General features: G+C 60.3%; 11 protein-coding genes. 5 read left to right on the top strand and 6 right to left on the bottom strand.

Features of this window, described 5'->3' with window-relative positions; translation table 11 throughout:
* Window positions 1–114 precede the first annotated feature (114 nt).
* Complete coding sequence (locus ACIQJ2_RS06940) at window positions 115–1,293, top strand: GGDEF domain-containing protein (protein WP_400668124.1); 1,179 nt, start codon at window positions 115–117, stop codon at window positions 1,291–1,293.
* Window positions 1,294–1,439: 146 nt separating this feature from the next.
* Window positions 1,440–3,779, top strand: a complete 2,340-nt coding sequence (locus ACIQJ2_RS06935) for a heavy metal translocating P-type ATPase (RefSeq protein ID WP_400668121.1) — start codon at window positions 1,440–1,442, stop codon at window positions 3,777–3,779.
* Between the two features lie 90 nt (window positions 3,780–3,869).
* Here the strand turns inward: ACIQJ2_RS06935 and ACIQJ2_RS06930 are convergent, their stop codons facing one another.
* Complete coding sequence (locus ACIQJ2_RS06930) at window positions 3,870–4,664, bottom strand: AraC family transcriptional regulator (protein ID WP_400668119.1); 795 nt, start codon at window positions 4,662–4,664, stop codon at window positions 3,870–3,872.
* Window positions 4,665–4,781: 117 nt separating this feature from the next.
* Between ACIQJ2_RS06930 and ACIQJ2_RS06925 the strand changes: the two genes are divergently transcribed.
* From ACIQJ2_RS06925 to ACIQJ2_RS06915, 3 genes are all read left to right on the top strand, one after another.
* Entirely contained in the window at window positions 4,782–5,960 is a 1,179-nt protein-coding gene (locus tag ACIQJ2_RS06925; protein WP_400668116.1) for an FAD-dependent oxidoreductase, read from the top strand.
* A gap of 11 nt (window positions 5,961–5,971) precedes the next feature.
* Window positions 5,972–6,391: a hypothetical protein gene (locus ACIQJ2_RS06920; protein ID WP_400668115.1), complete on the top strand. Its 420-nt coding sequence runs from the start codon at window positions 5,972–5,974 to the stop codon at window positions 6,389–6,391.
* Window positions 6,392–6,600: 209 nt separating this feature from the next.
* A complete protein-coding gene (locus tag ACIQJ2_RS06915; protein WP_400668112.1) occupies window positions 6,601–7,437 on the top strand; it encodes an ATP-binding cassette domain-containing protein in 837 nt (278 codons plus the stop codon).
* Window positions 7,438–7,514: 77 nt separating this feature from the next.
* Here the strand turns inward: ACIQJ2_RS06915 and ACIQJ2_RS06910 are convergent, their stop codons facing one another.
* From ACIQJ2_RS06910 to ACIQJ2_RS06890, 5 genes are all read right to left on the bottom strand, one after another.
* A complete protein-coding gene (locus ACIQJ2_RS06910) occupies window positions 7,515–8,555 on the bottom strand; it encodes an LLM class flavin-dependent oxidoreductase (RefSeq protein WP_400668110.1) in 1,041 nt (346 codons plus the stop codon).
* Window positions 8,556–8,567: 12 nt separating this feature from the next.
* The gene (locus tag ACIQJ2_RS06905) at window positions 8,568–9,479 is read right to left on the bottom strand and encodes an ABC transporter substrate-binding protein (RefSeq protein ID WP_400668699.1); all 912 of its coding nucleotides are present in this window, start codon (window positions 9,477–9,479) and stop codon (window positions 8,568–8,570) included.
* 104 nt (window positions 9,480–9,583) lie between these two features.
* On the bottom strand, window positions 9,584–10,528 hold the full coding sequence (locus tag ACIQJ2_RS06900) for an ABC transporter substrate-binding protein (RefSeq protein WP_199144176.1): 945 nt from the start codon (window positions 10,526–10,528) through the stop codon (window positions 9,584–9,586).
* A 93-nt stretch (window positions 10,529–10,621) separates the two neighbouring features.
* Window positions 10,622–12,406, bottom strand: coding sequence for an amino acid ABC transporter permease/ATP-binding protein (locus ACIQJ2_RS06895; RefSeq protein ID WP_400668107.1), 1,785 nt, complete (start codon window positions 12,404–12,406; stop codon window positions 10,622–10,624).
* Window positions 12,407–12,445: 39 nt separating this feature from the next.
* Window positions 12,446–12,994, bottom strand: a complete 549-nt coding sequence (locus tag ACIQJ2_RS06890; protein ID WP_400668105.1) for a GNAT family N-acetyltransferase — start codon at window positions 12,992–12,994, stop codon at window positions 12,446–12,448.
* Between the last annotated feature and the right edge of the window lie 7 nt (window positions 12,995–13,001).

Raw genomic sequence — 13,001 nt, 5'->3', positions numbered from 1 at the left:
CAGTTTCCCGATCCGGGACGCTTGTCCGACCGACGGCCTCACCGCTCTTTAGAGACTGATCAGACTTTTGCGTTATCAAACGCAAATCTGTCTCATGAGTTCGGAGTAACATCGGTGAGCGCCGTGACATTGGAAGAGGTCGACCGTCAAATCCTGAACGGGTTTCGGTTCCTTCGTTTCAAACCGGCGATAGAAAAGCTCTTCCTGCAGGACTATGCGGCGAACCGAGTGAGGCTAGCGCCGATATGGGCCGTCGTCGGCACGCTGATCTACGATCTCGTCTATTTCGGCGACCGCACCATGATGGCGGACGTCTTTTCCCAGCTTGTGCTGGTACGCTTCGGAATATTCACACCTTTTGCTCTGTTCAGCGTGATCGCGCTCCGGCGCTGGCCAAGCGCGCTGAATTACGATCTTCTCGCGATCTGCGTGGCGGTGCTCGGCGTCTCCCTGCCCATGTCGATCGCCATGCACAGCGGCAGCCCATACCTCTTCGTCTACCAGAACGGCAACGTCGCCGCTTTCCTGTTCTTCGTTATCGCGCTGGCGCCTCGCTTCCCGACAATTCTCCTCGGCCTCGCCCTGATGTGTGCCGTGCAATTCACGACCACGAAACTCAGCGGCGCCTTCGACGATGTCGTCTATACCGGCATCATCACCTTCTACGTCACACTGACGATCTTCCTCGTGCTCAGCGCCTATTTTGCCGAGCACAAGGACCGGCTGAACTTCCTCAACCAGCTTCGCGGCAGCCTGCTGCATGTCGAGTTGGAGCAAAAATCGGAGCGGGACGAACTCACCGGCCTTTTCAATCGCCATTCTCTCGACCGTGTGCGGGCATCGATCTGGCGAAAAAACGGAGAGATTGCCTCCATAGCCGTCATCATGCTCGATATCGACAGGTTCAAACTCTTCAACGATGTCCATGGGCACGTGGAGGGCGACGCGTGCATCCGGGCCGTCTGCCAATGCATTTCACAGGAGATCGGCGGCAACGGAACCGCGTTCCGCTTCGGCGGCGAGGAGATTCTCGTCCTATTGCCCGATACCAATTGCGAGGTGGCCTCGGCCATAGCCGAGAGAACGCGCCGCTCTATCGAGGCCCTCGGGATCCAGCATCGCGGACTGGGTGAAGGGCACGTCACGGCCAGCCTCGGCGTGACATGCGGCAGGACCTCACAGGAAACGCTCGAGGATCTCCTGAAAACCGCCGACGCGGCACTCTACGAGGCAAAACGAGCGGGCAGAAACACGGTCACTGTGGCGCATGCTTCGGCAAGACCACTCCAATAGCGAAGATGAAATCCGAAATTGCCTAGCGTTTCAGTCCCTTAGCTGTATTTCTGAAGTCAGCCCCAAAAAACTTCAAAAAACGCTCTTGTTCCTCTAGTAGCTAGAGGATGTAGCAATGGGTCCAACACGTAAATTGGAACCTCGCTATGACTTCGACAATACAACAGAGCCGCTATCGCGTAGAGGGCATGGATTGCGCTTCCTGCGCCTCGAAAATCGATACAGCCGTTCGCCGCCTGCAAGGGGTGGAAGACGTCTCCGTTTCGGTCACTGCGGGCACGATGACGGTCAAGCATCAGAGTGACGAGGCCCTCGCACCTGCCATCGCGAAGCGCGTTACGGGATTGGGCTACAAAGTCATTCCGCTTCCGTCGAACAACACGCAAGTCGCCAAGGCAGAGGTCGACAACCATGCCTGTGGCTGCGGCCACGATCATCACGACCATTCGTCGCATGACCACGATCATGAGGGACACGACCATAGCCACGGACATGATCACGACCATGATCATGATCATGGCGCCCATGGACATGATCATGCCGGACACGGCCACAAGGCGGCGGGCGAAGCTGTCGCTGGCCTCCATGGCCACGATCATGGGCCGACCAGCGGACCTTGGTGGAAATCTGCCAAAGGCCGCCTGACCATCGCCAGTGGCGTCGCCGTTGCCGCTGCCTGGGCCATCGGCAAGATGGTCCCGGAACTGGACGCATGGATCTTCACCGCTGCTATGCTGGTCGGCCTTATCCCGATTGCCCGACGCGCCTTCATGGCGGCACTGGCCGGAACGCCCTTTTCAATCGAGATGCTGATGACGATAGCCGCGATTGGCGCGGTCATCATCGGCGCCAGCGAAGAAGCGGCAGCCGTCGTCTTTCTGTTCCTGATCGGTGAACTCTTGGAGGGTGTTGCCGCGAGCAAGGCTCGAGCCAGTATCCAATCTCTGACCGATCTGGTCCCCAAGACCGCGCTTGTTGAAGAAAACGGCAAGATCAGCGAAGTCCAGGCCGAAAACCTGCCCGTTGGCGCCATCATTCTGGTGCGACCCGGCGATCGTATTTCGGCCGACGGCGTGATCGTATCGGGCGAGAGCTCGATCGACGAAGCTCCCGTCACCGGCGAGAGCACTCCGGTGCGCAAGGGAACGGATGCCGCAGTCTTCGCCGGCACAGTCAATGGCGATGCCGTTCTGCGGGTCCGCGTCACGGCGGCCGCCGCCGACAACACCATTGCTCGAGTGGTCAAGCTGGTTGAGGAGGCGCAGGAATCGAAGGCCCCGACCGAGCGCTTTATCGACCGTTTCTCGCGTTATTATACGCCAGGTGTCGTGGTGGTCGGCGCGCTCGTCGCCATCGTCCCTCCGTTGTTTCTCGGCGGCTCTTGGGGCGAATGGGTCTATAAGGGCCTCGCCATCCTGCTGATCGGCTGCCCCTGCGCGCTGGTCATTTCCACGCCGGCAGCAATCGCAGCATCCTTGTCATCGGGTGCGAGACGCGGCCTGCTGCTCAAGGGCGGAGCCGTGCTGGAAAACATCGGCAAGGTGACAGCCGTTGCGTTCGACAAGACCGGGACCCTGACGGAAGGCAAACCGAAGGTCACCGACCTTGTTGGCCTCGGCATGAGCGAGACCGAGGTACTTCGACTGGCGGCAGCGCTTGAAACCGGATCCAGCCATCCGCTGGCCCAGGCAATCCTCGGTCGCGCCTCGGCGGACGGGATCGACGTTCCCTCGACCTTCGACGCGAAGGCGATCGGCGGCAAGGGCGTGAGCGGCACCGTCGATGGCGTTGACGTTTTCCTAGGTTCGCCGCAGGCCGTTGCCGACAAGGTTTCACTCGCGCCGGAACAAGCGGCTCGGATTGCCGCCCTCAATGACGAGGGAAAGACGGTCTCCGTTCTCCTGGCCAAGGGAAGCGTCGCCGGGCTGCTTGCGATGCGGGACGAACCCCGCGCCGATACTGCGGCAGGCCTTAAGGCTCTGACGGACGCCGGTATCAAGACAATCATGCTGACAGGCGACAACAAGCGTACCGCACAAGCCATCGGCAAGACGCTCGGCATCGAGGTTCGCGCTGAACTGCTGCCCGAAGACAAGCAGCGCATCGTCGGCGAACTGAAGCGCCAGGGCCTTCGTGTCGCCAAGGTCGGTGACGGCATCAATGATGCGCCGGCACTGGCCGCTGCCGATGTCGGAATCGCCATGGGTGGCGGAACCGATGTCGCACTCGAAACGGCAGACGCCGCCGTGCTGCATGGACGCGTTGGCGACGTCATCGAGATGATCGATCTTTCGAAGCGGACGATGAGCAATATCGGCCAGAACATCACCATCGCGCTCGGCCTCAAGGGTGTATTCCTGGTCACCACGATCATCGGCATCACCGGCCTTTGGCCCGCGATCCTTGCCGATACCGGTGCGACTGTGCTCGTGACCATGAATGCCCTGCGCCTGCTTGGTGGCAAGCGCAGGCGGGTGGCTGCTTAAACTTATTGAAAATGAAGCATGGGCGCCGACAACCTTCGGCGCCCATTTGCGCTCTTGCCGCACGCATCGTCTTGCTGCGCGCGCCGCAATTCAGGGCTTCCTCACCGCAAGATAACGACGCGGCGACAGGCCGAACGCCTTTTTGAACATCGCTATGAAACTGCTCGCGCTCGCATAGCCGAGGCTGTCGGCAACCTCGATGATCGAGCGTCCGGCGGTCAACTCTTCCAGCGCAAGCAGCAATCGCGCCTGCTGACGCCAATTGGCGAATGACATGCCCGTTTCCGAATGAAACAGGCGTCGTGCCGAGCGCTCGGAGATGCCGGCCTGCTGCGCAAGAGCATGGAATGTCTCCTCACTGGCCGGATCCCGAAGCACAGCTTCGGCGATACGGAGAACGCGCCGCTCCCCAGGCATGGGCAAATGGAGGCTTTCGGTCGGAGCTGCGCGAACTTCGTCCAGCAAAACGGCGGCAAGGCGGCGTTGCGGTGGCGAAAGCCTTTCTTCCCAATGCCAGGTAGCCGCCCTTCGCACCAGCGCGCGCAACACCTCGCTAATGCTTAAAACACACGGGCTCTCGGGTAGGCTTGCGCTGGCAAGCGGTGTCAGCGAGATCCCCCATCCACTCAGCACACCGTTGACGCTCGCCTTATGCATCATGCCCGGCGGGATCCAACCTGCACGACGTGGCGGCAGAAGCCATGAGCCGCCCGGTGTCCGCATGTGCACAAGGCCGCTCTCGATGCAGAAAAGCTGACCGCGGGCATGGGAGTGCCAGTCATATTCCAATGTGCCGAGGCGAAAAGCGCTGCCGGGCTCATCCGATCCCCAGAAGGCGATAAGGGGTGGACCGTCTGCCCAGTCGACAATGTCTTCCAGATCCATATTCGTTTGGCCGCTTTGCTACATTTATCGTCCGGATGTCGTTATCACGTCCGGATAACCCTGCGCTATTGTCCTGCTTGTTCTTAAGATTGAAAGCAGAACGGAATCGAATAGCTCATGCAGGATTTTCATGTCGTCATCATCGGCGCAGGCCTCGGAGGTCTGTGCCTTGCACAGGGATTGAAGCGCGCTGGCATCAGTTTTGACGTCTACGAGCGCGACGCGGCGCCCGATAGCCGGCTTCAAGGCTATCGCATCCGGATAGACGCCGAAGGACAGAGGGCACTCGCAGCCTGCATTCCGCAGGAGCTCTTTGCCCTTTTTCGAGCGACGGCCTCTCTCAATGCCTCGTCCGGCCGCTTCGTCACCCCGCAGCTTCTCCCCATCGAAGGACGCACGCCAGCGAGTTGGGATATGGGCGAGGACGACGATATCGGTGACTTGAGCGTCAACCGTCAGACCCTTCGTGAAATCCTGTTGGCGGGGATCGAGGAAAACGTCCATTTCGGACATGAGTTGAAAAGCTATCGTTGCTTTGAAGACGGGTCCGTCTCGGTCTCTTTGGACGGACTGCCGCTAGTATCCTGCGACCTCTTGGTCGGCGCAGATGGCGTGAATTCGCGGGTCCGCAGGCAACTCGCTCCCTACGCCGAACCGCGAGATACGGGATCCATATGCATCTACGGCAAGATGGAACTGCCGCTGGCGGAGGGCTGCGACCTCTTGAGCGACGACACCACCGTGGTCTTTGCGGATGGCTGCACGGCCATCTTCGATCTCATGCGTTTTGACGATGACTTCTCGACGCTTACCTCCCGCTTCGCCCCAGGCTGCAACCTCACGCCGATGGCGGATTATCTCTATTGGGCGCTGATCGGACCCCGGCAACGACTTGGTCTGGAGAAATACGATCACGTTCAGGATCTCCCGGTCTTGCTGACGAACGCCATGCGTGGCTGGCATCCGGGTATCAGGCAGGTCATCAGCCGGAGCAATCCTGCTGATGTCGCAGCGCTGCCCATTCGCAGCGGACGCCCGGACGCCCTATGGTCTTTCGGTGCGGTGACGCTTCTGGGAGACGCAATCCATGCCATGAGCCCTGCCGGCGGCCTCGGTGCCAACACGACACTCGAAGATGCCCGCGTTCTTGCGGAGATCCTGTCCGATGCGCGATCGCAAGCCAGATCGGCCAACATAGCGATGCTCGACTATGAGGCGGACATGCGCGATCGGGCCAGCCGCGCGATCGATGCATCCGAACGTGGTGCCGCAATGCTATTCGAAAATCTCGCCTGAGGAAGAACGCCATGACTATCGACGCAACCGCATTCACTTTCCACGACGTCTCCGAATGGCCGATCATCCGCCAGAGCGCGCAATCCGTACGACCGGGTTATGCGCAGCAATGGGAACGGGAGATGGACTCCCTTCTCGCCCTCTCCATGCCGTTCGTTGTAATCATGGAAGGCGACCAACCCGCCGAGGATCACGAAGACCGCAAGGTGCGTGGCATCTGGCTCAAGAAAAACAAGGCAGCCCTCGCGGCGACCTGCAAGGCCGTCATCGGGGTCGAAGCCAGCGCCATCAAGCGCGCCGCGATACAAGTCCAGATGAGCCTTGCAACGAAAGCCTTCGGCACAAGAATGGAGATCGTCGCCTCGAACACGGAAGCGTTCACGCTTGCCGAACACATTCTCTCCGGCCTGGAAACCGGGGCTGCGAGCTGAAAACACCATCTACCGCTGGCTCGTTGGACCGCCGCAATCGCCCTCTGCAGATTGCGGCGCCTTGCTTTTCTGGCCCGCATAAAAAACAAGTGCATAAAACTCAAGAATAAGTATAGCAATCAAGACCCATCTCTTGCTAGGACGGAGATGCTCTGATTGACGATCCATCCGTGGGTCGAACGCGACGAAAAGACGAAGGACCATAAGTGATGACGACGACCGCCTCCGAAGCGCGCAGCGTTCCGCCAATCGGCGTATCGGCAACATCGGACGAAGCGCTCTTCGAGCTTGATGCGGTCTCCTTTGCAGTATCGGATCGTACGCTTCTGCAGCCACTCACCCTCACGCTCGCGCCACGGCAGATCGTCGGCCTCATCGGCCACAACGGCTCAGGAAAATCGACGCTGCTGAAGCTGCTGGCGCGACAGCAATCTGCGGCGAGCGGTACCATCCGCTTCGAGGGCAAGCCTCTGTCGAGCTGGGGAGACCGGCCGTTTGCCCGCAAGGTCGCCTATCTGCCGCAAGCCACGCCCGCCGCAGCAGGAATGCTGGTGCGCGAACTCGTGGCGCTCGGTCGTTATCCCTGGCACGGCGCGCTCGGCCGCTTCGGCCAGACGGATCGCGAGAAGGTGGAGGAAGCCATGCGGCTTACCGATGTCGCCGGCATGGCGGATCGTCTCGTCGACACACTTTCCGGTGGCGAGCGTCAACGCTGCTGGCTTGCCATGCTGGTCGCCCAGGACGCCGAATGCCTGCTGCTCGACGAGCCAACCTCGGCTCTCGACGTCGGGCATCAGATCGAGGTTCTGTCGCTGGTTCAGAGCCTCAGCCACGCCAAGGGCCTTGGCGTTGTCGTCGTGCTCCACGATGTCAACATGGCGGCGCGTTTCTGCGATCACATCATCGCCCTGCATTCGGGGCGGATTATCGCCGACGGCGCGCCGGATGACATCCTGACCACGGACGCGCTACGCGCTATCTATGGGCTGGACATGCACATCATCCACCATCCGTCCTCGGGCCATCCCGTCGCGATCCCGAGCTGAATAACCGTGGGCTGAAGGAAGGAGCGGACCGGCATACGTCTCTGCCGATCCGCACCCGACTAGCAGTATCCCTGATTTCAGGATGCCGTGCGGCGCAAGACCGGAGCAGCTCTCCACCCCAAGTGCGGTGCAATGTTCGTCACGAAATCATGCAGGATCTGCCGATATTCCTCGTCGTGGAATTCGTAGGGCAGCTCCAAACGAAATTCGCTGACATAGGGCAGGATCGGATCCGCATGGAGACGCTCCAGGATTTCCGCCGACGTACCGACAAGATCGCGTGCAAAGAGCGTTCGCCGTTCACCCTGCGGGGAAAGCGTACGCTCGTAGCGACCGGCGGCATAGTCGGTATAGCGCTTGCGCGTGACGGCATCGGCGCTGTCGAGGGGAACGATGACACGGCCGAGTGCGACCCGCCTCGTATCGCCGCCGGAAGCGCGATAGGTTTCGAGTTGCCGGGATTGTGCGACGAAGAAATCGTCGGTCTCCTCGCCGGTCGTGACATTGCCGATCAGGAGATTGAAACCGTTGCGGCCGGCCCAGGCGGCCGAACGCAACGAACCGCCGCCGTACCAGATGCGATCGATCAACCCCTTGGCATAGGGCTGCAAACGTGGGCGCTGCGGGCCGAACGGGGTCTTGATGACCGTATCCCGATCACCGACATAGGTGCCGCGAAGATTGTCGGCAAAGCGCAGCACCCGCTGATGGGAGAAATCGTGGTTCTCCCAATCGCCATCGAAGGCGAGCGGCCCGATCAGGTCGGCGTGCAGTGGTCGTCCGGCGCTCAATCCGATGTTGAGCCTTCCTTTCGACAGAACGTCGACCGTCGCGAGATCTTCCGCGAGGCGGTAAGGGCTTTCGTAGCCGATCGGAATGACGGCAGTTCCCAGCTCGATATGACGCGTACGCTGCGTTGCCGCCGCCAGAAAGGCGCTGGCCGAGGAAATTCCGGGTTCGAGGTGACGCTGCCGAACCCAGGCGCTGTCAAACCCTCTCTGCTCGCCATACTCCAGAAGCTGCAAGGTTTGCTCGAGGCCCGCCAGCGGATCCTCGTCGGGATAGTTGCCAGGCGTCAGAAAGCCGATGTGGCTGATCGATGGGGCGGGATGGCTCATCGCACTGTCTCCTCAAAATTTCGGCAGGCCGGGCGGATTGGTTTCCGATTTCGGCAAGGCTTCCTCTGCCAGATGCCAATGATCGAGGATCCTGGCATAGGTGCCGTCCTGGATCAGTCCGTTCGTCGCGGCGGTGAGCGCGGTTGCAAGGCCACTCCCCCTGCGGGTGGCAATCGCGACATCGGAACGATCCGGCCAACCGGCGCTCAGTGTACCGACACCTTTGATGTCCTTGTCGCGTGCGGCGATGTAGACGAGCTGGGCGTGTGGCTGCACTATGACGTCGGCCCGCTCTGAGCGAAGGGCAAGCAGGCTGGCAGCGTCGTCGTCGTAATATTGCAATTCGATCGGTTTCAGACCGGCCTTCGTATCCCCATCGCTCCACTTCACCAGAATTCGCTCCTGGTTCGTGCCGGCGCTGACGATAATCCTCAGTCCCGCGGCATCCTTCGGCTCCTTGATGGATGCGATCTTGCTTTTGCCTGTGACGAAGAAACCATGGAGACCCTGCCGGTAGGTGGAGAAATCGAACTTCTCCTTGCGCTGTTCGGTGACGCCGACATTGGAAACGACGGCATCGTATTTGCCCGATGTCAAACCGAGCGGCCAGTCGGCCCAGGCAACCGGAACGAGTTCCAGCTTCAACCCGAGCGCATCAGCAACGGCGGATGCATAGTCGGGATCGGCTCCAACGACGGTCTGGGCGTCCGTTGCATAGGTGGCAAGCGGCGGTCCGCCGGGAGCGACGCCCACCGTCAATTTGCCCGGCGTCACAAACTTGAAGCCCTTGGGTATGGAGGCGATCGCGGCCTCGTTCTTGATTGCATGGATACGCCCGGATTGTTCAGGGCTTAGGTCGAACTCGTCGGCCGCCCACGCCGCGCCAAAGCCTGTCAGGGCGGTTGCAGCGACGGCAGCGAGCATAGTTCTCAAGCTAGGAAGGAAAGTCACGGAAACTGTATCTCCATTTCGGAAGGATGGGAGCGGACCGACGCGGGCCCCACCGGCGCCGGTCCGCTCGACCAACATTACGAACCGCTCTTCGGCAGGCCCGCAGGGTTGGTCCTGGATTGATCGACGGCTTCGGCACTCAGGCTCCAGCGCTTCAGCACTTCGCCATATTTGCCGTCCTTGATCAGATCATTGAGGGCAAGCGTGACAGCATCCGCGAGCCCGGCACCCTTCTTTGTGGTAACGGCGATCTCAGCCGTTATCGGCCAGCCACCGGATAGGGTGCCGACGAGTTTCCTCGTGCCGTTGATTGCGGCGTTGTAGGCCTGAGTCGCGTTCGGATTGAATTCAACGTCGGCCCGGCCGGACTGCAGGGCAATATCTGCGGCCGCACGGTCGTCGAAATATTGTACTTCGATCGGCTTCAGGCCAGCCGCCACGTTCTCGCGATCCCATTCGAGAATGATCTTCTCCTGGTTGGTGCCTGCGCTGGTGATCACCTTCAGACCCGCGACGTCCTTTGGCTCCTTGATAGAGGTGATCTTGCTGTCGGCCTTCGCATAGAAGCCGAGGACGTCCTTGCGATAGGTCGAGAAATCAAATTTCAGCTTGCGTTCCTCGGTGACCGTCACATTGGAGATGACGGCATCGTACTTGCCGGAGGAAACGCCGAGAGGCCAATCCTCCCAGGCAACCGGCACCAGTTCAAGCTGCAGACCGAGGGAATCGGCAAGCAACTGCGCGATATCCGGATCGGCGCCGACAACGGTCTTTGCGTCGGTAGCATAGGTGGCGATCGGCGGATCCCAGGGATTGATGCCCACTGTGAATTTGCCGGGATTGACGAACTTGAAGCTGGGCGCAATCGCCTTGACCGCGGCCTCATCCTTCTGCGCTCGGACCCGATTGGACGTATCCGGGCTGAGGTTGAACTTTTCAGCCGCGTTCACCGCTGTGCAGCTCAATGCTACTGCCGTGATCACACCGGCCAACGCGTATTTCGTTCTATCAAAAAACGCCATCTTCCTTCTCCGTTTTATCTTTAGGTTGTTATGATTGATGCTATTTTCCAATGCCGCCTGGGGCTCGGCATTGTCTTCACCAGCCTGGGATTGCTAGAGAACCTTGGCGAGGAATGCCCGCGTCCGCGGATGCCTGGGATCACTGAGGATCTGCGCCGGCGCTCCGGATTCGATCACATGACCGCCCTCCATGAAGACGACGGTGTCGGCGACTTCACGGGCAAAGCCGATTTCATGGGTGACGATGACGAGCGTCGTCCCGGTGCGGGCAAGCTCCTTGATGACATCAAGCACTTCGCCAACCAGCTCCGGATCGAGAGCCGAGGTCGGCTCGTCGAACAGCAAAACCTTGGGCCGGAGTGCCAGGGCGCGGGCGATCGCGACGCGCTGCTGCTGTCCGCCGGAAAGCTGGCGAGGATAGGCATCGATCTTGTCGCTGAGGCCGACGCGGGCCAGCAGCTCCTGCGCGAAAGCGATAGCCTCATCTCTGCTTGCCCCGCGCACCTGTATCGGCGCCTCGATGAGGTTTTCCAGAACAGTCAGATGCGGGAAGAGATTGAAGCTTTGAAAGACCATCCCGATATCGGTTCGCCGCTTCAGGATGTCCTTCTCTTTCAACTCGTAGAGAACCTCGCCCTTTTGCGTATAGCCGACGAGCTCGCCATCCACCGAGATGAAACCGCTGTCGACGCGTTCGAGATGGTTGATGGAACGCAGCAGCGTTGATTTGCCCGAGCCGGATGGACCGATGATGGCCGTCACGCTGCCCGCTGGCAGGCTAAGCTCGATATTATCGAGAACCTTGAGCGTGCCGAAGCTCTTCGAGATGCCATGAATACGAACTACCCCACCCTTGGCGTAAAGGTCGGTTGCGCCGCGAAAGGCCGCCATCGTTCTCGTGTTTGCGCCGGCATTTGCAACAGCAACCGGAAGCGGCCGACGGAAGCGCTGGAAGAAAGCCTGGAAGGGCAACGGTGTCGGATTGCGTACGGCGCCCTTGGAAAAGTAACGCTCGATGTAGTGCTGGATAACGGACAGGACCGTCATGATGACGAGATACCAGACCGTTGCCACCATCAGCAGCGGGATCACTTCCAGATTGCGGCGATAGATGACCTGAACGGTGTAGAAGAGCTCCGGCAGCGCCAGCACGTAGACCATGGATGTGCTCTTGGCGAGGCCGATGATCTCATTGAAGCCTGTGGGAAGGATGGAGCGCATGGCCTGCGGCAGAACGATGCGGAAAGCCTGGCGCCGCCGTGGCAAGCCAAGTGCAGCCGCAGCCTCCAATTGTCCTTGATCGACGGAAAGGATACCACCACGCACGATCTCGGCAAAGAAGGCCGACTGGTTCAGCGTCAGCCCGAGAAAGGCAGCGGCAAACGGCGTCAGGAGCTGCGTCGTCGGATAGTCGAACAGGATCTTATCGGTAAAGGGAACGCCGATGGTGATCGTTTCGTAGAGGTAGCCAAGATTGTTGAGCACCAGCAACAGAACGATCATCGGGATCGATCGCAACAGCCAGATGTAGCCCCAGGACAGGCTGGACAGCAGCGGCGATTTCGATACCCGCGCCAGAGCCAGAGCCGTCCCGAGGATGGAACCGGAAACGGCGGCAAGCGCCGTCAGAAGCAGGGTTCTGCCGAGGCCCACAAGCACCGGCTCAGCGAAGAACCACTCGGCGAACACGCCCCATCCCCAGCGGGGATTGGTGAAGGTGGAATAGAGAACGACGGCGAGAACAAGCGCTGCGAAGATCGTCCCTATCGTGCGCCCGAGATGCCGTGCCGGCACGATGCGATAGCGCGCATAGTCCGTCTTCGCCTCGCTTGCTGCGGCCGCGGGATCGATGCCCGCGAAATCCGTTGTCAGTGCCATAATGCCTGCCCCTTATGATTGTCGTTGCTTCGCTCGCGGTTACCGGCCGGCGACGGCCAGCCGCGGCTTCGATCCGGAAGTTTCGAGGGAATGGAATTGCGCCAATTGGCTGACATCTTTTTCGAAAGGCAGGCTCCTATAGATTTCCGGGTCGACCGAAGTGTCGAAGAGAGCCGTATAGCCATTGTTCAGATAGAGGCCGACGGCCTCCGGCTGCCGGAAGCCTGTCGTCAGGTAGATGCGCTGATAGCCTTGCCGCGCTGCCTGCAACTCGAGCTCCACAAGCAGCTTGCGCGCCAGCCCCTGGCGCCGGAGATCGTGCCGCGTCCAGATGCGTTTGAACTCTGCGGTCCGGTCGTCATAGTGCTTGAAGGCACCGCCGCCGATTGTCTCGCCATCGCGCAGCAGAAGCAGGAAATTGCCATGCGGCGGCGCAAAGGCTTCCGGCGGATATCGGTTCAACTCGGCAGCCGCGCCCTCGGCGTTGAAATAGGTGCCGTAGCGGCTGTCATACTCAAAAATCAGCTCGTCGATCAGCGGCTTGGCGCGCGGATCCAGCGTCGTGGTGTAAAGAAACGTGTCGCTCATGTCGTTC

The organism is Rhizobium sp. NPDC092011, from assembly GCF_044756305.1.
Taxonomy (GTDB): Bacteria; Pseudomonadota; Alphaproteobacteria; order Rhizobiales; family Rhizobiaceae; genus Rhizobium.
This window is presented reverse-complemented; position numbering and strand designations above follow the sequence as displayed.

Coding starts and splice junctions, on each gene's coding strand:
- ACIQJ2_RS06935 (WP_400668121.1), top strand. CDS start 1,440: ATGACTTCGACAATACAACAGAGCCGCTATCGCGTAGAGGGCATGGAT.
- ACIQJ2_RS06930 (WP_400668119.1), bottom strand. CDS start 4,664: ATGGATCTGGAAGACATTGTCGACTGGGCAGACGGTCCACCCCTTATC.
- ACIQJ2_RS06925 (WP_400668116.1), top strand. CDS start 4,782: ATGCAGGATTTTCATGTCGTCATCATCGGCGCAGGCCTCGGAGGTCTG.
- ACIQJ2_RS06920 (WP_400668115.1), top strand. CDS start 5,972: ATGACTATCGACGCAACCGCATTCACTTTCCACGACGTCTCCGAATGG.
- ACIQJ2_RS06915 (WP_400668112.1), top strand. CDS start 6,601: ATGACGACGACCGCCTCCGAAGCGCGCAGCGTTCCGCCAATCGGCGTA.
- ACIQJ2_RS06910 (WP_400668110.1), bottom strand. CDS start 8,555: ATGAGCCATCCCGCCCCATCGATCAGCCACATCGGCTTTCTGACGCCT.
- ACIQJ2_RS06905 (WP_400668699.1), bottom strand. CDS start 9,479: ATGCTCGCTGCCGTCGCTGCAACCGCCCTGACAGGCTTTGGCGCGGCG.
- ACIQJ2_RS06900 (WP_199144176.1), bottom strand. CDS start 10,528: ATGGCGTTTTTTGATAGAACGAAATACGCGTTGGCCGGTGTGATCACG.
- ACIQJ2_RS06895 (WP_400668107.1), bottom strand. CDS start 12,406: ATGGCACTGACAACGGATTTCGCGGGCATCGATCCCGCGGCCGCAGCA.
- ACIQJ2_RS06890 (WP_400668105.1), bottom strand. CDS start 12,994: ATGAGCGACACGTTTCTTTACACCACGACGCTGGATCCGCGCGCCAAG.